Below are 25,817 nucleotides of genomic sequence, written 5' to 3' on the forward strand. Positions count from 1 at the left end.
AAAACGAGTCCCCCTGACAGGCGATGGCTCAAGCCCGCTTCAGCAGCCGACCAGGGCCCCCGGGCCAAATCAAGAGCAGCGGGCTGGCCACGAAAACCGACGAGTAGGTCCCGAAGATCACGCCCCATAATAATGCGAGCGAGAAGTCATGGAGCACCTCGCCTCCGGCCAGGGTCAGAGGTATCAATACCAACACCACCGTCAGGCTGGTCACGATGGTCCGGCTCAGAACCTGATTGATCCCGTTGTTGATGACCGTTGCGATGTCGTCGCGCCGGCGAAGCCGGAGGTTTTCCCTGATACGGTCGAACACGACGACGGTGTCGGTGAGCGAGTAGCCGGCCAGCGTGAGCAAGGCCGTCACGACGAGCAGCGTGATCTCCTTGTCTAGCACGTAAAATGCCCCAAGCACCGCCAGCACATCGTGGAAAGTCGCGAGGGCTGCGGCGATGCCGAACCGTAACTCGAACCGCGCCGCAATATAGACGACGATTCCGGCGAACGAAATCAGGATGGCGATCAAAGCGTCCTGCTGCAGTTTCTTTCCGATCGTCGGTCCGATCTCCGTGCTGGAGTCTACGACAAAGCGGTTAGACGGAAACTCCTGGCTGAACACCGCCACGACCCGTTCGGCGACTTTCTCCTCGATGGTCGTGGAGGTCTTTACCCGGATCAACAGCTTGTTTTCCTGGACGAACTCCTGTAATTCGGCGTCGCCTAACCCATGGGCATCCAACGCTTTCCTCGCTTGGTCGATTCGGATCGACTGGTCGAATTTCAATTGCACAGCCGTGCCGCCGGCAAAATCGATCCCCAGATTCGCCGTTCCCCGGCTGATCTGGACGACCGCCACCAGACCCAGGAGCACCATGATGCCCGAAAACACGAAGGCGAGCCGTCGTTTGCCCATGAAGTCGATATTCGTCTTGCCCAGAATTTCGAACATACCGTCTCCTTATCGAACTAAATACTGAGTTGTTCGACCTTCCGGCGTTGATTGATGAAATCGAAGATCACTTTGGTTCCTACCAGCGCAGTGAACAGATTGATCGCGATGCCCAAGCACAGCGTAACGGCAAAGCCTTTGATCGGCCCGGTGCCGAACAGAAAGAGCGCAAACCCGGTAATCAAGGTCGTCACGTGCGAGTCGATAATCGTCAGCAGCGCCTTGTCGTATCCGCCGTCTACGGCCAGCCGCACCGGTTTGCCCTGGCGCAGTTCCTCGCGGATACGCTCGAAGATGAGCACGTTGGAATCGACACCCATGCCGATCGTCAGGATGATCCCGGCGATCCCTGGCAAAGTCAGGGTCGCATTGAGCGCCGCTAGGGCCCCGATCAAGCAAATGAGGTTGAGCGTCAGAGCGAAGTCGGCGATGACCCCCGAGAGCCGATAGTACACCGCCATGAAGAGCACCACCATCGCGCCGGCGAACAGCGTGGACTTGATGCCTTTGTCGATGGAATCCTGTCCCAACGAGGGGCCCACCGTCAGGTCCTGAATGATCTTCAGCGGCGCGGGCAAGGCCCCGGCTCTGAGCACGATCGCGAGATCGTTCGCTTCCTGCATGGTGAACGCCCCCGTGATCTGGGCGCGCCCGCCGCTGATCCGCTCCTGGATGACGGGCGCGGAATAGACGGTGTTGTCCAGCACGATCGCCATGCGTTTCTTGACGTTCTCCGCCGTGATCCGCTCGAATTCCCGGGCGCCCTTGGCGTCGAAGGTCACGGAGACATAGGGATCGTTGAATTGACCGATTGAGACCCGCGCGTCGCTCAGCACATCGCCGGCGAGCATCACCCTTTTCTTGACCAGGTACGGAATACGGAATTCCCGACCGCTGTCCTTATCCACCACGCGCTCGAATAGAATCTCATCGCCTTCCGGGATCTTGCCTTCGAATTGTTTCAGGACTTCCTCTTCCTTGCCCTTGGGAATGCGCTGGGGTAGATCGAAAGCCAGCTTGCTGTCCTCATCCAGCATCTTGAATTCCAGGAGCGCCGTCTCCTTGATCAGGTCTTTCGCCCGTTTCGGTTCCTTGATTCCCGGCAACTGCACGACGATCTGTTTCAAGCCCTGTCGCTGAATCAGCGGCTCCGCCACGCCGAACTGATCGATCCGATTGCGGATCGTCTCCAAGGCCTGGTTGATGGCGGAATCCTTGATGCGCTTGATCTCTCCCTCGCGCAGTTCCCAGACCAACGTATTGGCGTCGCCCGCGCTTTCCACTTCATAAAATGAGGGAAAGTCGTCGAGCAGCTTCTGAATTTGGTCCTTTAAATCCGCGTTCTGGAACGAGAGCGTGATGCGAGCGAAACCGGTTCGTTTGACCGACTCCACCGGAATCTTCTTTTCGACCAGCAGATCCTGGATGGCCACGACCGATCGATCGACGGCGATCTCCACCGCCCGGTCTTCCTCGACCTCGAGGACCAGATGAATGCCGCCCTGCAAATCGAGCCCGAGCGTGATCCCCTTGTTGGGCAGCACGGGTTTCAGCCAATCCGGCAGTTGTCGATACAAGGGTTGATAGGAAGGGAGAAAAAAAATGAACGAAATCACCACCACGAACGCCAACAACGCCAACCGCCCGCCGACTCTTTTCATCCTCGTTCCGACCTCGCACGTGTCATCGGCCGCTCCTCAGTCTTCGTCTTCGGTTCGCAACCTGGCAATGAATTCTTTCTGAATCTTGATCTTGGTGCTGTCGGAAATCTGAAGCGTCACGGTGTCTTTTCCCAAGTTTGTCACCGTTCCCCAGATGCCCGACGCCGTGACGACTTTGTCGCCTTTCTTGAGGGACTCCAACATCTCTTTCAGCTTTTTCTGCTTCCGCTGCTGCGGAAGAATGAGCAAAAAATAGAAGATCACGAAGATCAGCACGAAAGGGACGAGCGACAAGAGCCCGCTCGTGGCAGAATTGCCTGCGGAAGCCCCCTGCGCCCAGGCCATCGATGCCATCATTTGCGGCTCTCCTTTAGACCGAATGCGCCGCCTTGGCGCCGTCGGCCTCGACCATCGCGCCGTCCGGCCCTTCGCCGGACTGCTGCCCGCGGCGGGCACAAAACTCCTCTCGAAACGTCGCGAAGCGGCCCTGCTCGATGGCGAGACGGATCCGGCGCATGAGTTCGGCGAAATAGAACAAATTGTGGACGGTGTTGAGGCGAGCCCCCAACATTTCCTTGACATTGAAGAGATGATGCAGGTAGGCCCGCGAGTACTTGGCGCAGACCGGGCACCGGCAGGCTGGATCGATTGCTCGTTCATCGCGCGCATAGCGCGCCTGTTTGATCACGATCCGTCCGAAGGATGTGAACAGCCAGCCGGTCCGTCCATGTCTAGACGGCACCACGCAGTCGAACAGATCGATGCCGCGCGCGACGCCCTCGACCAAATCTTCCGGCATGCCGACCCCCATCAAGTACCGAGGCTTGGCGGCCGGTAATTCGGGCGTCGTCACGTCGAGCATGTGATACATGGCGGCTTTTTCTTCGCCGACCGACAACCCTCCCACCGCATACCCGTCGAACCCCAAGGCCACAAGGTCTCGCGCGGATTGAACCCGCAGAGCAGGGTCCAGCCCTCCCTGGACAATCCCGAAAAGCGCCTGATCAATACGTCGGCGGGCCGCTTGGCAGCGACGGGCCCAGAGGCTGGTGCGGCGGACGGCCTCTTGTACCAGCTCAATGCTTGACGGCAGTGCGACGCATTCGTCGAGCGCCATGATGATGTCAGCTCCCAGAGCCTCCTGGATCTGGACCGCCGTTTCCGGCGTGATATGGTGCAGCGAGCCGTCGATGTGGGATTGAAACATGACGCCGTCATCGGTCACCTTGCGAAGTTTCGCCAGACTGAAAATCTGGAACCCGCCGCTGTCCGTCAGAATGGCGCCGGACCATCCGGTGAATGCATGGAGTCCACCCATGTCCGCGATGACCTGATGGCCGGGTCGGAGATAGAGATGATACGCGTTGTTCAGGATGAGCCCGAAACCCAGACTGCGCAGGTCATCCGGGTCCACCCCCTTGACGGTCCCCAGTGACCCCACCGGCATAAAGGCGGGCGTCGCGACGGCCCCTCGGCCCGTCGTCAGCCTGCCAAGTCGAGCCCTGCCGCCCATGTCTGTGCGAATCACTGCAAAGTCGATCATACCATCAGACGCCTGCACGGAATGAGATCACATCTGGTCCGGCGCCGGTATCCCCAAGAGCTGCAAGCCGTTGCCCAGGACTTGTTGGACGGCTCGCATAAGCGCTAACCGGGCAGCGGTCAATTCCGGCGTTACCCGTTCGCGCTGTCTCGACGCCGAGGCGTCGTCACATTTTGTTCCGTCGTCCAGCGTCTCGCTCTCGCCCACTGGAGGGAGGATACGGTGCTTGTAGTAAAAATTGTGCAACAGACCGGCCAGTTCCTGCAGGTAGAACGTGATGCGATGAGGCTCCAAGGCCAACGCGCTGCCCTGGACGATGGACGGATAGGCCGACAACTTCCGGATCAATCCCAATTCATCCGGGTCGTGTAACAGGCCCAGGTCCGTCTTGCTCGGGTTAGGTGCCGGAATGCCCCGTGAAGCGGCCACCCGAAACAGACTCGCAATCCTGGCGTGGGCGTATTGCACATAGTACACAGGGTTGTCCGCAGATCGCCGTTTCGCAAGCTCCAGATCGAAATCCAGATGCGTATCGGACCGTCGCATCAGAAAATAAAATTTCGCGGCGTCCGCCCCGACCTCATCGATCACCTCGCGTAGGGTAACGAACTGGCCAGCGCGTTTAGACATTTCCACTTTCCGCCCACCTCTCAACAGGTTCACCATCTGGACCAAGACGACCTGGAGGCGATCCCGCGGATAGCCGAAAGCCTCGAGGACAGCCTGCATACGCGGAACATAGCCATGATGATCGGCGCCCCACACGTCGATCAGCAGGTCGTACCCCCGCACGAGCTTGTCCCGATGATACGCCATGTCCGAAGCCAGGTACGTGTATTCTCCGTCCTGTTTTCTGACCACCCGGTCCTTTTCATCGCCGAATTTGGATGAACGGAACCACCAAGCCCCGCTCTCCTCGTAAAGCAGATCACGCACTCGCAGTTCATTCAGAACTTTTTCCACCGTGCCTGCCGATAGCAATAAGGTTTCGCTGTACCAGGACTCGAAGGTGATCCCGAACGCCTGCAGATCTTGCCGTATCCAGCCCAAGAGTTCCTGATAGGCCAGATCTTTGATCTGTTGTTCCGCCTGGTCGGCCGGCAGTTCGAGCAAAGCCGTCCCGACTCGATCCTTTACACGGTCCGCCACCGCCCGGATATAGTCCCCTTGATACCCGTCTCCTGGGAACGTCATGGCTCTGCCGCACAGTTCTCCATAGCGGGCATAGACCGAGGCCCCCAGCAGTTTCATCTGACGCCCGGCATCGTTAATGTAGTATTCACTCACGACGTGATGGCCCGTTGCCCGCAAAAGATTCACAATCGCCTGTCCGACCGCTGCTCCTCGCCCGTGGCCAACATGCAGCGGCCCTGTCGGATTGGCGCTGACATACTCGACGAGCACGCGGCGCCCCTGACCGAGATCGGTGCACCCGTACGCCCGCCCCTGTTCCTCAATCTCGGTCAGAACCTGCAGCCACAGCTCCCGTTTGACGGTGAGATTGAGAAACCCCGGACGGACAATGTCAACCCGTTCAAAGAGGGCCTCGCGTTGCGCGATATTGTCGACAATGATCTGAGCGATATCCTGGGGCGCGCGTTGCTCGGATGCCGCGAGCGTCATGGCAACGGTGGAAGCTAGATCTCCCCACTCCGGACGTTTCGGTGCCTCGAGTGTGATGGCCGGAAAAGTGTCTCCCCTGAGCAGTCCTTTGCGTTTCGCCTCATGAAGCGCGCCGCCCAGCGCCCCCTGCACCTTTCGTCTCACAATATCCAGAGGCACGTTGGAATCACCTAACTCAGCGTGAAGCAAGGAAAAAACAGAATTGGCAATCTAGCATACCTTATGAGGCGTGACAAGGCAGCGTCGAAGACCTCGTCTTCAAGGAAGGAACGCGCAAGAGGTCCCTGCACGTCTCGCCAACCTGCTCCGCAGAAATCTCAAGACAGGGTTTACGAATGCACTGTTGAACGGTTTCCCATGTCCGACATCGACAGACTTCGCCGGTAAGGATTCTTACGTTCGGCCCACGAGGAGCCCACCGCCGCACGTCGGTCGGACCGAACAGCGCGACGGTCGGAACGCCAAGAACGGCGGCCAAATGGGTTATGCCGGAATCATGGCCGACATAAAGACCGGCCTGCGCAAGAACGCCGGCAACTGTGAGCAGATCGAGGTGCCGGAGAACCGCCGGCAGTTTCTCGACCTGATTGCAAACCAGTCTGACCATGTCCTCATCAGCCGGTCCCCCGATCAAAATCGGAACATTCACGCACGCTTGTAAGAAATCGACGGTCTTTGCAAGAACAGCTGGCCGGCAGCACTTGTGTCGGCTGCCGCTCCCAGGATGAACTACGGCGATCGGATGACTGTCACGAACGCCCGTGCTCCTGAGCAGTTCGCGGGCCTCGTCGATCACATCGCCGGGGAGGTTCAATTTTCCGTCATAGCTCTCCTCTGTGACACCTTTCACAAGACCCTGCCGAAGGCTGCCGAGCAGTCGATCGCTCTGGTGTATCGGCAGATGATCGGATACTCGAGCAGATTGAACGATCACATGGCGAACGCCGAGAGCCTGGAGCGTGGATCTCACACAGCCGGCACTATCGCTCATCCAACACACCGCCACGTCACATCGGACCAACCAGTCTCGAAAATCCGGAGTGACGGATTCTGGCCCGGTGAACAGTTGTCCCAAAAAGCTCGATTCAAGAGGGAAATTCCGGTCGATCTCTCCGGTGCGACTGAACAGATTTCCCACCTCCCGACGGGCCAGAATTCCGCACGCATGCCCCGGATAAGCCTTCTTCAGTGCACGGATGGCGGGCAAGGCCAGAATCGCATCTCCCAGCCCACCGGGGTGAATCAGGAGAAGAGTCCGAACCACCGGAGAAGTACCCCTTCTATCCTTGATGCGATCGCTTGATCTGTTGTTCCGCCACAATCGTCCTCGCGAATTCCAGGTCGGCCGGTGTATTGATGTTCTGAAACGACAGTAATTGCGGATCAAAGCGCATAAGATCGGCTTCGGAAACCAGCCGCACGTTCAGGTCCGTTACGGAGACCAGGCTTTGTACCTTCAAATTGCCTGAACGGGCCATAGCTTCAAGTGGGCCTAAACAGCGTTTCGAGTACAGCGCGTGCATGGGCTGAAGTCCCGTCGCCAGGCTGGCCATAACCACATCCGCTCCCTCATTCAACGCCGCCATATAACGAACAAGCTCGCCGTTAAGAAAGGGCATATCGCAAGCGACGGCGAACACGCGAGGATGTGTCGCATAGTACAACCCCGTGTAAAGCCCGCCCAGGCTCCCGCACTGAGGAATCAAGTCGGTCACTATGCGCCAGCGAGACTGTCTCAGAACTGGCGTCTCCTCCGAAAGTACGACGATAATTTCGGCAAAGAGCGCCTCCATGATCTCCAGGACACGGTCAAGCAGGGCTTTCCCGCCGATTTCGAGGAATCGCTTGTCGCGCCCCATGCGTCGACTTTTCCCTCCGGCTATGACAATGCCGGATGTGCCATGCACCCTTAAGCAAGATGAACCAGACGACATAGCCCAATTCCGCTGCATAAACAAAGAGGGGGTGGGGCTCCGCCCCACCCCCTCTTTGTCAATCCAGGTTTCCTACAGACTGAAGACCTTAGAACGTCTTGCCCTTCCTCTTGTTTGCCCGACGGGCTAGGACCCAGCCCTCTAAAATCACGATACCCACCGCGATCAGAGTCGGATAGATGTATACCTCCTTCGGAATGGGAGGCTCCAGGAAGGTGTAGTAGAAAGCGGACACGGACATCTTTCTGCCGGCATCGCCGTTATGGCCGTCCCAGACAAAGAAGACGGTGGGGATATACTTGCCTACGTCAAACTGGGTGTCCTCATCATAATCCGCCTTGAGTGGGCGTGACACCATCAGCGTCCATTGTCCGTTTTTCCACTCAGCTTTCAACACCTTGATCTTTTCCTGAAAGTCGTCCCGCTCCTCGAAGTCCTGATCCCACCCGGTTCCTTTGAAAGCGCGAAGCGATCCGTCCGCTTCCCACTTGATGATGTCAACAGCAAACTTCTGATCACCCCATAGGTATCGGGGTTTAAACGGGGGCGGGATCTCCTGCCACTTAATCGGAAACTGGAATGCAAGCGCGTCGTTGTAGACCGTGTACTTGTTTTGATTCGCTGCGATGGAACCGGCTTCACCTGTCTTGGGAGGTTGTTCCATCACGCCATATTGCTCCACATTCACTTCCGTTGGTTGCCAAGGCGGAGGTTCCGTCGCTACGCTCTTCGAGCGATCATCCCATTGGAATAAGAACACGATCTCTTTATCGTTGTACAGAGACTTCACCCAAACATCGTCGATTCGAGTCACAAAATTCCTGGGCTTGTGGGTGATCTGCCCACCCAGCGCGACGTAGCGCCTAACCTGCTTCTTCCACATTTCACTCTCGGGATCATCCGAGATCTCTCCCTCAACAGGGCCCGAAGGAATGACAAAGTTGATCTTCGGCTTATCGGTCAGCGGATCGATGGGAAGCGGACTGCCATCCTGATCGCGCTCACAGAGTGAGTTCACAAAATTAGCAATGTGCCAGCGCTCCTCGATCGTCGTGTTATCGGCAAAGGACGGCATCGGCGTGCCGCTGACCCCGGTCGAGAATGTACGGAAAATATTCTTGACGTTGTAAGGATCTTGACGGCTCCCCCTGAAGTTCCAGCATTTATGCCAATCCGCCGGCTGAATCGGGAATCCCCAGTCATCCTTCAAATTGAAAGCATTGCCGTCTCCCCGTCCTTCGACCCCGTGGCATTCAATGCACTTCTTGTCAACGACCAACTGGGCCCCTTTCTCGATACTCTCTTTGCTGGGAGGAACCGGTTTGAGGCTGTCCAACTGAAGCACTGTCACTGTCTCGGTTTCCTTATCTGTGAACTTTCGATCTTTGACCAATTGCGTCGTTACAAACGAGAGAACCTGTAAGCGCTGCTCTTCGGTCAAAATACCTTCCCAAGGTGGCATTGCGGAGCCGGTCAAGCCGTGCGTGACGGTTTCGAACAGGTCATTCTGCCCCTTGATCGGCTTCCGGTAATCGAAAAGCGGGAGTTCACCGCTCGCCGTGTGACGAATCTTAAAAGTGCCTTGATTGAAGTTTCTCGGCCTGGGCCAGAGTCGGTCCGCGGCTGGACCGTCTCCCGCCCCATCCACACCGTGACACCACACGCACTTGGTGAAATACACTCGTTTGCCCGCCTCGATCATTTCCGCAGGGGGCTCCGGTGCAAGTTCGCCCTTCACGAAACCCTCCGGCAACCCGCCGCCTTCCTGCGCAAAAGTCCAAACTCCGGCGCTTCCTGAGACCATCACGATCCCTACGGCAGCGAGCAGAACCAGAGCTGGCTTACCTTTCAACCCCAGCTTCCTCATTGGTGACCTCTCATCATTCATTCGTAAATTCGGAAGTCAGATCGCGCCTTCGGACTGGGGCTAATCCCACGTCCGAGGATAATAGCCTGTATGCCAGTACTCAAAGAGAATGACCTTCCAAATCTCGTCCGTGGTTAAGTGTTGCTCCCACGGCGGCATCACGGATGCCCACGGGAAACCCTCATTGGGTAACCCGATCCCACCCTTCGCGACTCTCCAGAAAATGAAGGTCTCTTGAAGCTGGGCGATCGTTCCCGGATCCGTGAAGTTAGCCGGAATGGGATTGAAGGCAAATGCGTGGAGGCCGCGACCGTTCAAATTGTCGCCGTGACAGAAGTGGCAATTCTGGAAGAAAATCTCTCCGCCTTCCCGTACATACTTGAGATAGCCCTCCGCCTTGGGATCCCAAGGATTGGCATTGGGCTTCATCAAGCGCCCCATGGACTGCTCGACGATCAGGCTGTTGGTGTATTCCTGGTCGTATTTGCCCTCAGTGTTCACGCGATAAGGATTCTGCGCGGTCTGCAGCACGTAGCTCTTTCCGTGAACCTTGGTACTGGCCGGTGGGGCTGGATGCACGGTTCGCAGCTCGATCGGCTCTTCCGACGTCGGCTTCATCGACATATACGAAAACCCGCCGATGATGATGGGCAGCAGAACCAAATACACGTACCGGAGAACTTTGTTGAACCCACTCTGGGCATCGAGCACATTCAGGATAGGCTGCTTGAATTTTTTCCAATCCTCTTCGTTGCTCGACATCCACATGAATACGGCGATCAGCGAAACGGTGCCGTACATGGCACGGACGCTGAAGGGAATGGGTGGATAGACCCTGTATTTCAGGTAGAGCAAGATAAACGCCCAGAAGAGAATTCCCTGCCAGAATCTTGGAATACCCATTCCCATGGAGCCAAGCAGATAACTAAGCCCCGCGAACCCGGCCACAAACAGGGCAAGTTCGAAGAGCATTTGCATGGGCATATAGCCTTCGACCAAACGCACGGTGTTTGAAGGAATAACTCCCATAACCATGCCGATCAAAAGGAGCAATCCAATCACTCCCACCAATGCGCCGACTGACATTAATGCTTTCATCGGTTCACTCCCTATGCGATGCGCAGCTTAGTAAATCACCGGACACATGTTATGAAATTTTGGGAGGCTCCTTCCCCTCTTGAAGTTGCGAGAGGTAATCCACGATTTTCTTCAGAGCCCCTGCACTCAACCTTTGTCCGAACACCTTCGGCATCGTGTTGTCGGGGAATCCTTTGACCACGTAGGCGCTCGGCGAAATCACCGATTCCATGATGTATTCCGGGGTCGTCTTGGCTGTGCCTTTGTAGGCAGGATCCTTAATGCGTTGCGGAGCGTTCGTCCCCTCAACCAACTTTGGGCCTATGGTCCCAACTGCCCCTGGAATACCAGGAATTGTGTGGCAGGCCACGCACTGCGCCTTGGCAAAAATCTGGTCCACAGGCTCGGAGCCGTCGGCCAACAAAGCTCCGCCACCGCCTTTGGCTTTCTCGTCCTCTGTTTGCTGCTTGGGACGGTCAGCCTCAGGAATGAACTTTTCATACGCCTTGATGATTTCCTCGTAGGTTGGAGGCTCTTTGCCCTCTCGAACGAACAACCAGGTGTCAACAGCCGCCAGCTCAGGGAGGCTCAGAGAGATCGGTGGCTTGTGAATTTTTGGCATCGGGCTTTCTTTATCGTTTGAGCCTTTTACTCCATAACCGGCGACCACGTAACAGCTCGGGCACGAATGGGATTCCGCGATATACTCAATGGCATTTTCCGCCGTACCGGCCCCGGGAAACGATTCCTTTTCAACGGTATCCCGCTCTTGCGGCTTGCCCTTGTGATACCGCGGATCCTCCAGCCGCTCCTTCCCAGCTCGATCAGGTATCCCCAGCAAATTCGGCGCGCGCTCTCCCAACATGCCTGCGTGAAATGCATGACACAGGGGACACTGACCTTTACCTATTGCTCCTTGCACCTTATTTTGTCCAATCCCCCCAAAGATGATCTTCTCGCCTTCATCAGCTAGTTGCTGAGGAGTCATGGCGCTGAAATCAAGCTTCTCTTCCTTCGGAGGAAATCCGCCTTCCACTTGGGGCAACCAATTGCCATACCCGGAAAGAGCGGCCGCCACCAAAAACATGAACCCTCCGATTTTCAGAAGGGCACTGATGTTGGCAAAATACAGCCCCATCATGAAGCTGAGAGCGGTGATCATCGCGAGAGAAACGGGTAACAGCCGCGACTCGCCGAAGAAGTTCATTTTGTAGTTAGCGATTGCAATGAAAAGCATGATGGCTGCGAGAATGCCGATAAACGTCTTAAAGACCGCTCGCCGGTTAGCCTCGGGATCCTTGATCGCAACCTTGAAATAGATCATTAAGCCGACCAACAACGCAAAGGCCGGCCAACCTATCGAGAACGCTTCCGTAAGCAGCTCAACCACGGTTCAAACCTCCTAAGAGAGGGGAGAGACGCCGGTAATCGACGTCTCTCCCCAATAGTGTCGTAAGAGCAGCCGAGACTCAGTGCCCGATAGCCGGCTCCGGCGCTCGACCCGGCACGGGAGCCTTGGCCTCAACAGGAGCCTTCTTAACGCCAAGCGTCCCGAGCCAGAAGACGAACAGGATGCTGATCCAGAAGAACAGCACGTTGAACGAGATCATATTGGCTGCGAACCCAATCGTATGGGTATAGGCCCAGGGCGAGTTATCGCGCATGATCTCATTGACATGCCAGAACAAACGCACTGACGAGCGGATATAGCCCATTAAGCCCATCATCCATGTAAAGGCTGTCGCCAGCATAATGAGGGCATACTGAGAACGGGCAGAAATCTTGCCCCATTCAATCGGACCTGTCTGCTTGGCCCCCTTCATCATGACTGCATTCAAGGCTGTCATGAAGAAGAGGCACGACAATGTGGTCGCCACTTGCGGCACAGAAAGCCCTATACGCACATTGGCGGGAATGTAGTAGCCGTAGATGGCGAGCCAAATGATGTTCACGTACGCCCAGAAGAAGAACGTTCCCATGAAGATGTTTCCGAACTTCGCCCAGGAGACGGTGGACACCTTGTTTCCACGCATGTACCAGATAAAGCTCAACACGGTGGTGGTAATGATCACGTTGATTCCACCGTTCTTGGCGGACATCACGCCGTAATTCCCCAACACTGGATGCTGTTGCCCGCCCATGGCTTTGAGCTCGGCTGGTGTCATGACCATCGTGTGCGGCGTAATGAAGATAAGGAACCCGCATACCAGGATGAACACCAGGTACTTAATGTACTTCTGGTATTTTTCGGCACCACGCATCCGGCCCAATGCTTGCCAGAGATAATAGTTGCTGCTCAGGAAGAGGATCCCGATCATGGTCGCCTGGATGATGAAGAGCCAGGCCAACAATCCTCCCATAAGAGTAATCCCCATTTGCTGACGATAGGCGTACACCTCCCTCATCAACCAATACCCTGCGAACGGCAATGGGATCAGGAACGCCACGCCGATCGCCATCGCGATGTAGCCCATCCAGTCGTAATGAGCACGCTCCTCATCAGTTTTGGCGGACAAGAACCGGTACGCCGCATAGGCCGCCACCACGCCTCCGCCGAACGCCATGTTTCCGAGAATACGATGAACGTTCAGCGGATTCCATAGAGCTGTGTGGATGACGTGCCAAATGTTGCCCAGGTAACGTCCTTGCTCATCAACTCCAGCCGGCGACATCATGAACCCGATCCAGGAGTTAGCAAGGAACATCAACACCGTACCAATAACGTTCAGAATGACCGACATGCTCAGGTGAATCCACTTTAGGAATCCCTCCTTCATCTTGTCCCAGCCATAGTAATAGATGTAGAGGGTTCCGCTCTCAGCAACGAACATCAGCGCATAGATGTGCATCACCGGACGGAAGATGCTCGAGAGATAGCCAAAGAACGCGGGATAGAGCGTCAAAAACGTAAAGATCAGGATACCGCCCAGAATTGCGGTCAAAGAATAGGCGGTCAAGCTGATCTTGATAAAGTCATAGGCCAACTGATCATATTTCTTGCCCATGGCCCTGTCTTTCGACACAACCCCCATGAACTCAATAATCATGCAAAAAATCGGAACCGCCAACACGAAACTTCCATAGTACAGATGCTGCTGGTTGGCAAACCAGAGGAGCACCCGGCTTTCAAAGTTGTACCGAGGATAGTCCTTCGGACTGTCGGTTGTTTTAGGAGCCGGGGCACCCACAACGATCCCCTCGGTCTTGTAGTAAACGTCCCGCCCCTTCTCGACTTTCTTCTCAGCTTCGCCACCTCCCGCCTGGGCCGCATCCGGTGGTGGTGCGCCTGTTGGCGCCTCTCCACCGCCAGCCAATACAGGAGCTGAGACAAGAATAGGCAGAAGGAGGAGGCCAATCATTGCGCCGAGCGCCATGATTGACATAATCTTTTTCCGGGTCACGCTACCCATGGCTTACCTCCTTAATCCATCGCGCTTATGAGTCATAACTTCTTGAGAACCGCGTCACGAATTTATCACCAATCCTACCTGCCAGAAGCTCACCGCGCTAACCCAACCAGTTCAACACGATAGTTGAATGTATCGAAATGCGCTTAGGATTATCCTTACTTCCTGAACAAGTACCAGTAATCCAACCCCTGCATATCCATGAGAAAGTGATCCACGGCAGTGAAATAGATTAAGCAAATCACCGTTGAAATGAGGATATAAAAAATCGTCTGTCCCATTTTCTAGCCCCTCTCCCTCGTCAATTGCTGCAAGTTAAATCCGCAAGCAGTCTGTCCCATGGGTCGTTAAAACAAAAAAGCCCGTGCTTTCAGCACGGGCACTGTATTCCGGCAAACCAGTAGAAGAACCACAGGCTAACTGCACACGTGATATAAAAAATCATCTTGCCGACTTTGATCTTAGTTTCTGAATCCTGTCGCGCCGCTTCAGCCATGCTCTTCTCCTCTGATGATCTTCGATGAGGGGACAAATTTGCTCACTGAAAATCCACTCAGTTTCTTGACACACAGAACCGTCTATGTTAATGAAATTCCCTCACTTTTAACTTCCCGGAGCAAGAGATTATGACAAAAAATTCAAAATTGTTCGATATTATAGTTTTGGCTGGTATGGTTGTCAATATAATTTTGGCCGTATTTCTTATTCTCTATTATTTTGATTTTCTGTAAGTTTTACCTCTTCGTTGTCAGCTCTTCTGTCTAGTTTTTCCCCACTGAAGCCGCACACCGAAATCCGATTGTTTCGTCCCGAAAATCTGGGACCATCTTGCTCCGGCTCGTGACGCGGAGATCCGAGCCGGTGCTTGTGTACCCCCCTCCTCTCAAGACCTTAAACACACCGAATTCCGGGCCCCTCGGGTTCTTGTCGTTTGATTCTTTGTAGGCGTTTTCCTGATACCATTCAGCTACCCACTCCATCACGTTTCCAGCCCCATCCATGACACCGTACGGGCTGCGATCCCCCTGAAATGTTCCTACAGGAGCGGTGACCTCGTATCCATCGTTGACACGCGCCCAATTCGCTGCGCCAAGATCCGTCACATTCCCCCAAGGCCAGATGCGACCGTCGGTGCCGCGCATCGCTTTTTCCCACTCAGCCTCCGTCGGCAGACGCTTTCCTTTCCAGCGGCAATACGCATCAGCGTCATCCCACGATACATAGACAACCGGCTGGTTGGGACCGCGCATGCGCTCCATATTTTTGGCATAGCGAGAAGGGGGGCCTGCCTTTCGATGGCCGGTCGCGGCGACGAACTCTGCATATTGATGATTGGTCACTTCAAAGCGATCGATCAAGAACGCATCCAAATAGATGACGCGTTCAGGCCGTTCATCAAAACCGCCGACTTCGCTCCCTCGGATAAACGGCCCCTCGGGAATCAGCACCATCTCTTCCTTGATCGGCTCTTCGTTTCTTTCCTCGCTGCTCGCCGCCGTTTCAGGAACAGCAACGGGCACCCGATCGGGGTCTTCGACAGGTGTCGGCGTGGTTCCGCGAAGAATGCCCAGGATCGGAAGGCTTGCCGCGGCAAGCACGGCCAGAAGAAGCGCCACTTTGAATTTTGTTTCCAACATGAGCGATACAAGCGGTGCACGAGGACGCTAAGCTCCAAAGGGGAGGTCACAATCTGCTATGACGCGCCGACAGATTCGCTCCCGTCTTTCGCGCAGCGAAACCCAATAGTGCTGTCCGTTCGCCACATTCTTGCCTGGAACCGTTTAGAGACTCTGGCTCCGTGCGGCGTCTCGCGCCAGGACCCTCCGCGGATCACCTTATGCTCTCCTTCTTCAGATCCCTTCGGATCTCGATAGGGTGTTTTTTGGTAGTAGTGCTCGTCGTAGTTATCGGCTACCCATTCGGCGACATTACCCGCCATGTCATACACTCCGTAGGGACTTCGTCCGCTCTCGAACGAACCGGGAGGAGCGAGATACTTAAATCCGTCCTCTTCGCCATCGACATTGGCGTGACCGACACCGAAGTCGTCGCCCCAGGGATACCGACGACGTCCCTCGCCACGCGCAGCTTTCTCCCATTCGGCTTCGGTCGGGAGCCGCTTGCCGGCCCATTTGCAATAGGCCACCGCATCGCTCCACGACATCCCTATGGCCGGCAATTCTGGCTTCTTAATCTTAGAGATATCATCCTCGAACACCGGGACGAACGGTTTACCACGTTTGGTCATCTTCACAAATCGCTCGTACTCAGCCTGCGTCACTTCTTTCAAATCGATATAATACGTTCCCAGGTAGACCTGATGCTCAGGCGCTTCGTCGGGGTCACCTTCGGCGCTTCCCATTCTGAACGGTCCTTCGGGCACTTGAACCATTTCGCGGCCATCGTCGCCCACAAGGGTCTTGTACATGGAATAATCTTGCTTCGCTACAGTCGTGACCGGGCGACTCTCGGTCTTGATCGTGGCCGCCAGTTCCCTCATTCGCTTGGACTTGTACGACTCGTACACCAACCCGGCGATCATCAGGATGAACGAGGCGAACACAAACACAATGGAACCAATGAGGACAGCCCTATTTTCCATGGCCCTCCAGATTCAACTCTTCGAGCGAAAGGAACCGGAAGAGCGACTGGATCGACGTTCTTAAGCGATTCCAGATTTTCATACCGGTGGATCAACCGGCTTCGATGCCTGCTTGCGCGCCGCACGCATATCGAGCAACATCGACGCCTGAACTCCCAGAAAGCCTCCCATCGCAGCCCCTGCACCCGCTCCGACGGAGATCTTTTCCGCGCCAGCCAGAATCCAAGCAAGCCCACCGCCAAACACTGTCCCAATCAGAATACTGACCAGGAACCGCCGGCCTCCAAGGAACCCCACTACGGTGCCCAGGAGCAAACCGACTCCGGCAGCCACCGGCGCTGAGGAGCCTCCCATAATCATCCCGATCATGATCCCCACCGTCCCCATGACGAGGGCGCCGAACACCATGTCGAAGATCTTCTTGGCTGAGAACTGACTCGCTTCTGAGGTGTCACTCATCAGAATCGACCAGGCTGCGCCGTTCCCTTCTTTTCCCTTAATGGGCCGTCATTGCGGCTATCGGACCAATATCCACTTCCACACCGGGCCCGGCAAAAATTGAAATACCCCAGGCCTTTTCGGCCGGCTCATGATGATGAATACGCTTGAAGTCCTCGTATACATTCACCCGCTCCTCCACCCACTGACCGCTGGCGGTCGTCCCGCTTTGCACGACGATCTCCGACCCGCTGAACATGCCGCCCTCGGTCAACGTCCCCTCCGCCTTGCTGGCGCTCCAAACATATTTCGTAAAGACCGGGATGAAGAGCAGATCGGTATCCAACGAGGCATAAACGGCTACGATCGGGTCGGCCCCATTGGGAGCTTTATGCAAACGCCACTTCCAGACCAGGATCGGATAGGCTTTAGGATCCCAATCTATTTGCTTCTTTTTAATGCGTTGGCCGGCGTCGCTCACCGCCAGATAATTGAAGTCGGCTTCAGACTGAACCTTGTACGCCTCTCGCCCTTTGGCCTGACTGCGCTGACTTTCATGCTCCCAATGAGCCGGAAATCCGTCAGCTTCTTTTGCCTGAAAATCCTCCAATACAATCTGCGATGAGGCCTGGGCCGACGACGACCACCATGCCGCGCTCCAGACTCCTATCAACCCCAACACAAGCAACCCGATGCTCCTCGCAGTCCGCATGCCGAACGCCATTCCTTCTCTCAACTCAAGCTTCACGGGAAGGAGACGGTATAAGTCCGGCCCCTTTCTCAGCACCCAATTCCACGCTCATTACCGCCTGCTGCCCCCGTTGACACACCCAGAAAAGGCCCAGCACCGCCATCCAGAATACCACCATATTGAGCGTGACCATCTTCGCCGCAAAACTCAACGGGGGCGTGAAGGCCCAGGGCGACAGATCCGCCATCAGTTCATTCACATGCCACGCCAGACGCCCCGAGGATCGAATGTATCCCATCAGCCCCATCACCCAGGAAAACGCCGCTGCAAGGCCGAACAGTCCGACCATCCCCCGCACGGATATCTTGCCCCACTCGATCGGACCATGGACCTTGGCGCCACGCAGCATGGCCTGGTTGATGGCCACACCGCCGACAAGCACGGTCAACGTCGTGAACGCCTGGGGCCACGACAACCCTACTCGAATGCTCGCCGGCAGGTAAAACCCGTAGACGGACAGCCACAGAATATTGAGGATTCCGACAGTGAACAGCACCGCCAACACGCTATTGCCGGTTCGGACCCACGAAATCGTCATCGTCCGGTTCGCCCGCCGATAGAAGATGTAGCTGAGCGTGGTAAGACAGATCATGACGTTGACGGCGCCGTTTTTTGCCGACATGACGCCGTAATTCCCGATGACCGGATGCTGCGCTCCGCCCATCGCCTTGAGTTCGCTGCCTGTCATCATCACGGTATGCGGGGTCAACCACACGAAGAGGCAGCCCATGAGACCCCAGACCAGGAATTGGAAATACGGCTGATACCGCGTCCCGCCGCGAATCCTTCCCATGCTCTGCCAGAGATAGTAATTGATCCCGAGAAACAACGCGCCGATCAGCAGTGCCTGCACGACAAACAGCCACGTCAGCAACCCGCCCATCATTGTCATGCCCATGCTTTGTCGGAACGCGTAGACCGAGCGCATGAGCCAGTATCCGGCGAACGGCATCGGCAAGAGCGCGCAGACCGTCACGAATAGGAAGACGTATCCCACCCAATCGTAGTACGCGCGTTCTTCATCGTTCTTGCTGGTGAAAAATCGGAAACAGGCATAGGCCAGCACAACCGCCCCACCGGACATGATATCCGCTAGAAACCGGTGCACATTCAGTGGATTCCAGAGCGCCGAGTGAAGCAGATGCCAGACGTTCCCAAGATACCGTCCGTAAGCATCCACACCGGCCGGTGCCATCATAAAAGCCGCCCAGGCATTGGCCAGCAACAACAATGCGGTGCCGAAGGCGTTGGCCACTACGCCGATCGCGGCATGGCCCCATTTTGCGGCAGGAGAGGCCAAACGATCCCAACTGTAGTAATAGAGGATCAACAACAACGACTCGCCAACAAATACGAGGGCGTACACCGGCATCATGGTCTTGAATGTCCCGCCCATGTACTGCATGAAGCTCGGATAGAGCGCAATGAACAGCCATAGCATCGCGCTGCCGACGACGGCGGTCATCGAGAGGGCGAGCAGAGCGACTTTCAGCAAATCCCGCGCGAGTCCGTCATACCGAGCCGCATACACCCGATTGCGTGACGCCAGACCCAGGAACTCCAAGAGAACGCAAAAGATCGGGAGGGCCAGTACGAAGCCGCCGAAATAGGTGTGCTGCTGCGTGACAAACCAAATCAGGATCCTGTTGTCCAGCGACCCGTATCGGGGATAGACCGTCTCATTCGGAGAGGGAGCGGGGGGTCCCACCGGCGTTCCCTCGATCTTATAGTAAATATCCTGGGATATGCGAAGAGCGGTTGGTTCCCGCTCCGGCTCGAAACCGGAACCCCAGGCCGGCCCGAACAGTAGGACACAGCCGATCACGACCACCACCGCTCGCATTCGATGACCCCTGTGCATCATACTCTCACGATCCCGGCGGTCTTCCTCCGGACTCGCCTGGGCCCGTATTGGCGGGCTGCAGATTCATTGCCTCCCGAGGCCTCGTCGATTTAGATAAGATGCCTATGACGAACGGGCACCGCAAGAGCGACGCAGGAACGGTCTGAGCCAAACGATCTTCGACCGATCGGCGATGCCCGAGGTAATACCCGTACAGGCTCATGAGACCTCCCACTCCTCCGGCCATCAGACCCAGAGTCGGCCGGGCGATCGTCTCCAACCGCAAAAGATAGATCGCAGCCCCGACTAATGAGAGGTAATACGTCGCCGCAAAGGCCAACCCCGGCCACCACCAAAACTTGAACAACTCACTCCACGCCATCTCGCTGAGAGGCCGCAGCCATCCGCCGTGCCGCTGCTGTCCCCCGAAATAGGCAAAGACCGCCAGCGACCCGGCCCCGGTCGTGACCAGAACCAACTGCCAGAGCAACACCTGCTCCATTCCGACGACGCCTGCGCCGGCAAGCGCGAGCCCGGCGCAGGCGAACGCGCCGGTAGCCGTCCACCAGCCGACCCGTGCCGTGTGGTCCCTAATGAGCGATCGAAGTTGCATTCCATCGGGGAATGTCGGAAAGGGCCTGCCGCTCCGTTCCTGCCGACGAACATATCCGATCTCAAAGGCATCGCGGGCCACTGACGTGCATGCGATGACGATCGCCATCATAGCGGGCCCGTCCGGATGGGCGAAGAAATCATAGCCGACCATCACGCGCAGGAGCGCCAGGACCAGAAGAGAAAGCTGGATTCCGTAGACAAACCCGACCCACCCGAGCAGCCAGGCCGTCTGTCTTACACCGTCCTCCCGCCAAGCTCGGGCTGTAGACCCCCCTCTCCCGACCCGGTACGCCCAGGCCGCGGTCACCGTGGAGATGAACCCGCTGACGCCAAGCACCACCAAAGGATCGTCCAGCGGGACCACGGGTTTCAACGCCCGATAGACGCCGAACGCCACCAGTCCGGGAAGCAACATCGCTCGGCGTTTTCGTTTCCGGACTTCGTCCTCGGTGACGGTCAGGGTCAGACTGGGAAGGACCCTCAGCGCCAGCCTGTGCAGCATCCAGAACCTTCTCCTGAACCGTTATCCGATAACCGTCGGGCGTCAGAATTTCTCATCCTGATCTTGCGACGACGATTTCCGTTTACCGAATTAACGGCGGCTCACTTTCGCGCGGCCATGCCGAAATACTTGGCCTTGACTTCCTCCATGAGTTCGACTGTGACCCGGGACAGCCCGCGCTCAATCGCCGTTCGCTCCAATTCGACGCGAGCCATTGCGCGGACAGGCGTCGGCACATTACTCAAACGACGTTCCGCCTCATGATCCCAGATGACAGCCTCTCCCTGCTGGGCTCGGGCGATCAGATCATAGGTGACGACGCGATGGTTGCGGGCTTTGGCGTAGGACTCGACCTCCTCCTTCACCAACGGAGCCAGATAGGGCGGCATCCGATCCAGACGATGCCGCGCTTCATCGGTCCACATGAACCGATCAACGAAGGCGGCAGCCTGATCGGCCGAGAGGTCGACCCCCACGCGGAACCCGCATTCGCGGCATTCCGACCGCACGAACCAGCGTTCAGTCCCGGTCGCATCGATCTGCTCTTCGATGCCTTCCGTATGCATCCATCTGCCGCAGCCGCAGACCAACATAGGTCGGTATCGACCGGTTCATCCGATCTTCCCGGGAAATAGGATATAGAGCATCGTGTACGTCGTGCTGCCGGTCACGAACAAGATACAGTAAATGATCATCGTGAAACGGCCCAAGGCGCGATGTCGATCGGCGCCGTTCGGCCAGATGCGCTGGATCGTCGTCTCGATCCCCAGCACAAGGCCGACAAGGGCCACGAATCCGAGATACACTTCCAGCTTTCGCATCGAGAACCCGGCGGTCGCCGCGCGGAACAGGAACAACACGACGGCCAGTCCGGTGAGCCCGCTGAGAATTATCCCGATCTTCCTTCCAGAGGTTTGTAACAGCGCGTCCCTGAGCAAACGCCTGCCCTGGACGACGGCTTGGGCGCGGAATCCCAGGACGATCATATAGATCGCCATGACAAGCCCGATGATGACAAGAATGATGTGCACGGTAAGCAAGGGAATGAAAACGTAGTCGTAGAGTTCTTGAGGCCCGCCAAATCCCTCTTTGCCTTCCACCGCCAGAACGCCCAATTGCCGGAACAGGTAGTAACTCGTGAAAAACGCGAGCATGGCAATCATGCCGCCCAGCATTAACCAATGGTGCGCGTGCCCTTGACCGCGCTTGGCCTGAAACCAGCCGACGATAAACAGCCCCGTGAACAGCGTCGCCATCAGTTGGCTCAGATCCGCTCCGAGTGTGGCGTGGGTCCCGAAGAACCCGGGTTGCTTCAGCCAGTCCATCATACAAGTCCGATTTTGTGATTTGTGAAGTTCAAGCCTGGAGCCACTTCACCAGATCGCCACATCTAACCTCACACTTTCTTCACGCCCTCAACCACCGCGGTCTGCTCCAACTCGTGGACCGAGTCGAAACCGGCCTCCGCCATCCACCGCAGCGCATCCGCGGTCGTATAACAGCCCCCTCGCTCCGTATTCACGAGAATGTGCACAGCAAATGCGGTCGTCCAGGCCGGGCTGGTGCCGGATGGATCGAGAAATCGATCCTTCACGATCAACCGCCCTCCGGGCAGCAGATGCGCATGCACCTTTTTCACCAGCGCCGCATTCGTGGAGGAATCCTGGTAATGGAGGATATCGGACATCAACACCGCGTCGTAGGGTCCTCCCAACGCATCACGGTTGAAATCCCCCGGCAACAGCCTGATGCGATCCTCCAATCCGGCTTCCTTGATCGTGCATTCGGTGAGGCGAAGCGTTGCCGGCAGATCGAAGACCGTCGCGGTCAGGTGCGGGTAGGTCCGGCAAAAGGCGATGGCATTGGTCCCAGCGCCGCCGCCGAGGTCGAGTAACGTGCGTGCGCCGTCCAGTTTGAGTCGTTTGGCCAACTCCGGTCCGCTCTGTTGCCCGATCCGGTGCAAGACGGAGAGGACGTTGCTGCCCAGCTCAGGATCTGTTTCAAACACGTGACGGCTGACCGGCGATCGTCCGGTTCGGACCGTCTCCTCCAACTTCCCCCAGTTGTCCCATTCGGCATCGTGCAACAATAAAAGATGGCCGATATACTGGGGTGCATGTTTGACGAGATACCGCATCGCAGTCTCCGTATTGGCAAACCGGTCGCCATTCTTCGTCAAAACCCGCATGGCGACCAGGGCGTTCATCAGCAGCATCAGGGCTCGCGCATCGGCTCCGACCCGCTCCGCGACTTCGGCTGCGCTCTTCGCTCGACCCTCCAGCACGGAAAACACCTCCAGCTTCACGGCTGTGAGCAGGATCTTGGTTTCCCAATAGTATCCAAGCTGGAAGATTTCAGCGAGTGACAGTTCCCGTGACACACTCCGTCCTTCCTCTCGAGCGGTCCGCGAAGGATCGCCGGAAATTCTCGCATCTTACCTATACCGGAAAGAGAAAGGCAAGAACCGGAGAGCGTAGAGGGAGGCACAAAAAACAAAGAGCAGCGGCCCCTCTAGGCCGCTGCTCTTGTAGTCGCAGCGAGTACGCGGCGTCGATACGTCTACTTCTTGATCTCGGCCTTGACGTCAGCTTTTCCGCCTTCCGGCACATCGACGTCGATCTCGACTTTTCCCGCAAAGGGATGCCAGGCGACCAGCTTGTGCTTCCCCGCCGGCACGTCCTTGATCTCGAAGGTCCCATCCTCCTTCACCACGGCATAAAAGGGGTTGGTGACCGGCAGAAAGAAAGATTGCATGAACTCGTGCTGGTCGCACTGCAAACGGAACATGGAGCCTTTCTTCCGCAACACCACCGGCTTGTCGAGCTTGGAACCCTTTTCGGCCAGACCGATGTTGAACACGGTGCTCGAGCTGGAGCCGAGCACTTCAAAGGAATGCGGGTTATGCAGCACCCCCTTCACGGACTTCGGATCATCAGGATCCGCGTCATGGTTCTCGACATGGAAATTCTTCTGCTTGACCACCACGCCGGTATAGGGCTGAAATTCGCAGAACTCGGCCACGACGTCGGTCCCCTTGTATCCGTCCATCCAAGCCTTGTCCTCTATATCGGTAACGGCCACGACCGCGGCTTTCAATCCGCCGTCTTTCGCAACTTCAATGGTCTTAAGGATGCGCTTATCCCCTTTGGCCAAATCCGCCTTCTTTCCCTCCGTGCCGATCTTCGGGCAGAACTTCGGATTCGGGAATTTGGAGAAAAGAAATTCCTTCTCCTCAGGCTTACCGTTATACGTTACCTTGCCGGTAATCGTCCCCCCGGCAAAAGCGGTGAGGGGCGCAGCCAAAAAGGCCGCGAGCGCCGCACCATATACTACTGTCAACACACCCTTCTTCATAGGACTGCCTCCTTGTGAATGAATAACGATCGTCAAACACCCTCGCGTGAACTCCGCGCTTTCACAGAAGCCACCGGCAGCGAGGAGCCCACACGTCGCTCTTCGCTTACAAAAAACCGCTCTGGCAGTCTTCCAAGCACTGTAGAGAACGTGAGGCGAGATGGTAGACACGCCTGTATACAGTAAATCCGGAGCGAGTGTCAACCTGAAAAGTCAGAACTAAGAGCGACCGCCAGTTTTTTCTATGGTTCGACGTTCCATCAACGAAGAGCAAGGAGACGCGCCAGGGCTCCGCCCGCAGTCGCGCGGACGGCCTCATCCTGGTCCCTCAACGCCGCCTTGAGAATAGGAACGGCCTCTCGAACTCCGATATGTCCCAACGAGCGGGCGGCGACCATGCGCGGAAGCGGCAGGGCGTCCACTAACAGGGTGCGGAGGGCCTCCACCGCCTCTCTCGCATTCGCGCCGGTAGCACTCCCCAACGCCTTTGCGCTTTCCGCTCTTACCCCGGGGTCGTTTTGCTGAGCCAGCTTACGAATGACCGGCGCGACCGACTCGTATGGTTCGTTCAAGCGAAGCAAGGCCGCTACCGCCTTCGCTTGCACCATTGGACTCGAATCGGCCAACGCCTGTTTGAGCGCCGAGACCGGTTCTTTCGAGCCCAGTTCTGCAAGGCTCAAGGCTGCAGTGGCCCGTACGGCCGGGACAGGGTCCTCCAGCGCCCGTTGCAGCGACATAGCGGCTTCCGGCTTGTCCAGCATTCCCAGCGCCTGGGCCGCGGCCCCTCGGACAGACGGCTGCTTGTAGTCCATCGCCTCGATCAGAATCGGATAGGCCTGGGCCTCTTTTAACTCCCCCATCACGCGCAACGCCGCCGCGCGTTCCTCCGGGTTCAAGGCTTCCGCCGAGCGCCGGAGCTGATCCCAGGCCTCCTTCCTCCCCAACCGGAACAACGCCCCGTAGGCGGCGGCGCGCACGATCGGCAGTTCATCGCCCTGGGCACGTTCAAGTGCCGGAATGATCGAGCGATCTCCCGCCCGTCCCAATGCCTTGATCGCCGCGGCTTTCACCAATCCCGCCTGATCCTCCAAGGCCTTTCGCAAGCGGGGAGAGCGGCGGCCCGCTCCCCGGCGTCCCAGGCCCTCTGCGGCCAGGGCCCTCACCAGACCCGATCCGTCGCTGAGCCCATCCTCGAAATACGGGATCGCATCGTCCGCGTCCAACTCTTTGAGGGCCGTGTAGGCGGCGCCCCGCATCTGCTCCCGCATGTCTTTCAATAAAGGCGTGATGAATCCGATCGCGATCTCGCGTAAAAGCGGCTCATCGTCCCGCTTGAGCTGATTTTCAAGTCGCTCGTATTCGGTCAGCGCGTCTGTAGGCCGCCCGAGCCTCAGCAACGTCCTGACCTTAAGCGTCCTGACATCGACGGATGGAATCCCTTCGCGAGCGAGTCGGTCGAGCAATTCGAGTGATTGCGCGTATTGCTTCTTTTCGAACGCAGCCTGCGCATCCTTCAGCGCGATGGACGGGCGGGCGGAGTCTGCGGCGAAGACGAGGAAGCCGAAGAACAGAGCCTCCACGAGCAGACCCGTGAGGAATACGGCCCATATTTGGCGAGCGATCGTCGTCGAGCGCCATTTCATCGAGGATGTGC

23 protein-coding genes are annotated in these 25,817 nt (G+C 56.9%); 1 reads left to right on the forward strand and 22 read right to left on the reverse strand.

The window, feature by feature from the left end; genetic code table 11:
* Positions 1-28 precede the first annotated feature (28 nt).
* From secF to AB1555_13105, 6 genes are all read right to left on the reverse strand, one after another.
* The gene (secF, locus tag AB1555_13080) at positions 29-946 is read right to left on the reverse strand and encodes a protein translocase subunit SecF (GenBank protein MEW6247622.1); all 918 of its coding nucleotides are present in this window, start codon (positions 944-946) and stop codon (positions 29-31) included.
* A 17-nt stretch (positions 947-963) separates the two neighbouring features.
* The gene (secD, locus tag AB1555_13085) at positions 964-2,607 is read right to left on the reverse strand and encodes a protein translocase subunit SecD (GenBank protein MEW6247623.1); all 1,644 of its coding nucleotides are present in this window, start codon (positions 2,605-2,607) and stop codon (positions 964-966) included.
* Between the two features lie 36 nt (positions 2,608-2,643).
* Entirely contained in the window at positions 2,644-2,964 is a 321-nt protein-coding gene (gene yajC, locus AB1555_13090) for a preprotein translocase subunit YajC (GenBank protein ID MEW6247624.1), read from the reverse strand.
* 13 nt (positions 2,965-2,977) lie between these two features.
* Positions 2,978-4,150 carry a tRNA guanosine(34) transglycosylase Tgt gene (tgt, locus tag AB1555_13095; protein MEW6247625.1) on the reverse strand — a complete coding sequence of 391 codons (1,173 nt, stop codon included), beginning with the start codon at positions 4,148-4,150 and terminating at the stop codon, positions 2,978-2,980.
* 27 nt (positions 4,151-4,177) lie between these two features.
* Positions 4,178-5,917 (reverse strand): arginine--tRNA ligase, encoded by a 1,740-nt coding sequence (gene argS, locus AB1555_13100; protein MEW6247626.1) that lies wholly within the window; start codon positions 5,915-5,917, stop codon positions 4,178-4,180.
* 76 nt (positions 5,918-5,993) lie between these two features.
* Positions 5,994-6,569 carry a glycosyltransferase family 9 protein gene (locus AB1555_13105; protein ID MEW6247627.1) on the reverse strand — a complete coding sequence of 192 codons (576 nt, stop codon included), beginning with the start codon at positions 6,567-6,569 and terminating at the stop codon, positions 5,994-5,996.
* On the opposite strand from AB1555_13105, the gene AB1555_13110 reads away from it, so the two are divergent.
* Positions 6,498-7,076, forward strand: coding sequence for a hypothetical protein (locus AB1555_13110; GenBank protein MEW6247628.1), 579 nt, complete (start codon positions 6,498-6,500; stop codon positions 7,074-7,076). The two genes, AB1555_13105 and AB1555_13110, sit on opposite strands and share 72 nt — an antisense overlap.
* Here the strand turns inward: AB1555_13110 and AB1555_13115 are convergent.
* From AB1555_13115 to AB1555_13190, 16 genes are all read right to left on the reverse strand, one after another.
* Positions 7,054-7,725: a molybdenum cofactor guanylyltransferase gene (locus AB1555_13115; protein MEW6247629.1), complete on the reverse strand. Its 672-nt coding sequence runs from the start codon at positions 7,723-7,725 to the stop codon at positions 7,054-7,056. The two genes, AB1555_13110 and AB1555_13115, sit on opposite strands and share 23 nt — an antisense overlap.
* A 70-nt stretch (positions 7,726-7,795) precedes the next feature.
* The gene (locus AB1555_13120) at positions 7,796-9,574 is read right to left on the reverse strand and encodes a c-type cytochrome (GenBank protein ID MEW6247630.1); all 1,779 of its coding nucleotides are present in this window, start codon (positions 9,572-9,574) and stop codon (positions 7,796-7,798) included.
* A 60-nt stretch (positions 9,575-9,634) separates the two neighbouring features.
* The gene (locus tag AB1555_13125; protein MEW6247631.1) at positions 9,635-10,672 is read right to left on the reverse strand and encodes a cytochrome c; all 1,038 of its coding nucleotides are present in this window, start codon (positions 10,670-10,672) and stop codon (positions 9,635-9,637) included.
* Between the two features lie 49 nt (positions 10,673-10,721).
* Positions 10,722-12,041 carry a c-type cytochrome gene (locus AB1555_13130; GenBank protein MEW6247632.1) on the reverse strand — a complete coding sequence of 440 codons (1,320 nt, stop codon included), beginning with the start codon at positions 12,039-12,041 and terminating at the stop codon, positions 10,722-10,724.
* Positions 12,042-12,120: 79 nt separating this feature from the next.
* Positions 12,121-14,061 (reverse strand): cytochrome ubiquinol oxidase subunit I, encoded by a 1,941-nt coding sequence (locus AB1555_13135; protein ID MEW6247633.1) that lies wholly within the window; start codon positions 14,059-14,061, stop codon positions 12,121-12,123.
* A 758-nt stretch (positions 14,062-14,819) separates the two neighbouring features.
* Entirely contained in the window at positions 14,820-15,695 is an 876-nt protein-coding gene (locus AB1555_13140) for an SUMF1/EgtB/PvdO family nonheme iron enzyme (GenBank protein MEW6247634.1), read from the reverse strand.
* A 56-nt stretch (positions 15,696-15,751) separates the two neighbouring features.
* Entirely contained in the window at positions 15,752-16,660 is a 909-nt protein-coding gene (locus AB1555_13145; protein ID MEW6247635.1) for an SUMF1/EgtB/PvdO family nonheme iron enzyme, read from the reverse strand.
* Positions 16,661-16,738: 78 nt separating this feature from the next.
* Positions 16,739-17,119, reverse strand: coding sequence for a hypothetical protein (locus AB1555_13150; GenBank protein MEW6247636.1), 381 nt, complete (start codon positions 17,117-17,119; stop codon positions 16,739-16,741).
* 37 nt (positions 17,120-17,156) lie between these two features.
* Positions 17,157-17,822, reverse strand: a complete 666-nt coding sequence (locus tag AB1555_13155; protein MEW6247637.1) for a DUF3047 domain-containing protein — start codon at positions 17,820-17,822, stop codon at positions 17,157-17,159.
* A gap of 13 nt (positions 17,823-17,835) precedes the next feature.
* On the reverse strand, positions 17,836-19,692 hold the full coding sequence (locus AB1555_13160; GenBank protein MEW6247638.1) for a cytochrome ubiquinol oxidase subunit I: 1,857 nt from the start codon (positions 19,690-19,692) through the stop codon (positions 17,836-17,838).
* Positions 19,693-19,717: 25 nt separating this feature from the next.
* Positions 19,718-20,809: a hypothetical protein gene (locus AB1555_13165; protein MEW6247639.1), complete on the reverse strand. Its 1,092-nt coding sequence runs from the start codon at positions 20,807-20,809 to the stop codon at positions 19,718-19,720.
* A 101-nt stretch (positions 20,810-20,910) separates the two neighbouring features.
* On the reverse strand, positions 20,911-21,375 hold the full coding sequence (locus AB1555_13170) for a PCP reductase family protein (GenBank protein ID MEW6247640.1): 465 nt from the start codon (positions 21,373-21,375) through the stop codon (positions 20,911-20,913).
* A 45-nt stretch (positions 21,376-21,420) separates the two neighbouring features.
* Positions 21,421-22,137, reverse strand: coding sequence for a DUF420 domain-containing protein (locus AB1555_13175; GenBank protein ID MEW6247641.1), 717 nt, complete (start codon positions 22,135-22,137; stop codon positions 21,421-21,423).
* A gap of 68 nt (positions 22,138-22,205) precedes the next feature.
* The gene (locus AB1555_13180; GenBank protein MEW6247642.1) at positions 22,206-23,189 is read right to left on the reverse strand and encodes a methyltransferase; all 984 of its coding nucleotides are present in this window, start codon (positions 23,187-23,189) and stop codon (positions 22,206-22,208) included.
* Between the two features lie 179 nt (positions 23,190-23,368).
* Positions 23,369-24,163 (reverse strand): hypothetical protein, encoded by a 795-nt coding sequence (locus AB1555_13185; protein MEW6247643.1) that lies wholly within the window; start codon positions 24,161-24,163, stop codon positions 23,369-23,371.
* Positions 24,164-24,423: 260 nt separating this feature from the next.
* Positions 24,424-25,806 carry a HEAT repeat domain-containing protein gene (locus tag AB1555_13190; GenBank protein MEW6247644.1) on the reverse strand — a complete coding sequence of 461 codons (1,383 nt, stop codon included), beginning with the start codon at positions 25,804-25,806 and terminating at the stop codon, positions 24,424-24,426.
* Positions 25,807-25,817 lie beyond the last annotated feature (11 nt).

It is taken from the genome of Nitrospirota bacterium (assembly GCA_040755395.1).
GTDB lineage: Bacteria > Nitrospirota > Nitrospiria > Nitrospirales > Nitrospiraceae > DATLZU01.

Bases quoted from the DNA above. Each gene is read 5' to 3' on its own strand.
- secF (MEW6247622.1), bottom strand. From the start codon at position 946: ATGTTCGAAATTCTGGGCAAGACGAATATCGACTTCATGGGCAAACGA.
- secD (MEW6247623.1), bottom strand. From the start codon at position 2,607: ATGAAAAGAGTCGGCGGGCGGTTGGCGTTGTTGGCGTTCGTGGTGGTG.
- yajC (MEW6247624.1), bottom strand. From the start codon at position 2,964: ATGATGGCATCGATGGCCTGGGCGCAGGGGGCTTCCGCAGGCAATTCT.
- tgt (MEW6247625.1), bottom strand. From the start codon at position 4,150: ATGATCGACTTTGCAGTGATTCGCACAGACATGGGCGGCAGGGCTCGA.
- AB1555_13110 (MEW6247628.1), top strand. From the start codon at position 6,498: ATGAACTACGGCGATCGGATGACTGTCACGAACGCCCGTGCTCCTGAG.
- AB1555_13115 (MEW6247629.1), bottom strand. From the start codon at position 7,725: ATGCAGCGGAATTGGGCTATGTCGTCTGGTTCATCTTGCTTAAGGGTG.
- AB1555_13120 (MEW6247630.1), bottom strand. From the start codon at position 9,574: ATGAGGAAGCTGGGGTTGAAAGGTAAGCCAGCTCTGGTTCTGCTCGCT.
- AB1555_13125 (MEW6247631.1), bottom strand. From the start codon at position 10,672: ATGAAAGCATTAATGTCAGTCGGCGCATTGGTGGGAGTGATTGGATTG.
- AB1555_13135 (MEW6247633.1), bottom strand. From the start codon at position 14,061: ATGGGTAGCGTGACCCGGAAAAAGATTATGTCAATCATGGCGCTCGGC.
- AB1555_13140 (MEW6247634.1), bottom strand. From the start codon at position 15,695: ATGTTGGAAACAAAATTCAAAGTGGCGCTTCTTCTGGCCGTGCTTGCC.
- AB1555_13145 (MEW6247635.1), bottom strand. From the start codon at position 16,660: ATGGAAAATAGGGCTGTCCTCATTGGTTCCATTGTGTTTGTGTTCGCC.
- AB1555_13150 (MEW6247636.1), bottom strand. From the start codon at position 17,119: ATGAGTGACACCTCAGAAGCGAGTCAGTTCTCAGCCAAGAAGATCTTC.
- AB1555_13155 (MEW6247637.1), bottom strand. From the start codon at position 17,822: ATGGCGTTCGGCATGCGGACTGCGAGGAGCATCGGGTTGCTTGTGTTG.
- AB1555_13160 (MEW6247638.1), bottom strand. From the start codon at position 19,692: ATGCGAGCGGTGGTGGTCGTGATCGGCTGTGTCCTACTGTTCGGGCCG.
- AB1555_13165 (MEW6247639.1), bottom strand. From the start codon at position 20,809: ATGCTGCACAGGCTGGCGCTGAGGGTCCTTCCCAGTCTGACCCTGACC.
- AB1555_13170 (MEW6247640.1), bottom strand. From the start codon at position 21,375: ATGCATACGGAAGGCATCGAAGAGCAGATCGATGCGACCGGGACTGAA.
- AB1555_13175 (MEW6247641.1), bottom strand. From the start codon at position 22,137: ATGATGGACTGGCTGAAGCAACCCGGGTTCTTCGGGACCCACGCCACA.
- AB1555_13185 (MEW6247643.1), bottom strand. From the start codon at position 24,163: ATGAAGAAGGGTGTGTTGACAGTAGTATATGGTGCGGCGCTCGCGGCC.
- AB1555_13190 (MEW6247644.1), bottom strand. From the start codon at position 25,806: ATGAAATGGCGCTCGACGACGATCGCTCGCCAAATATGGGCCGTATTC.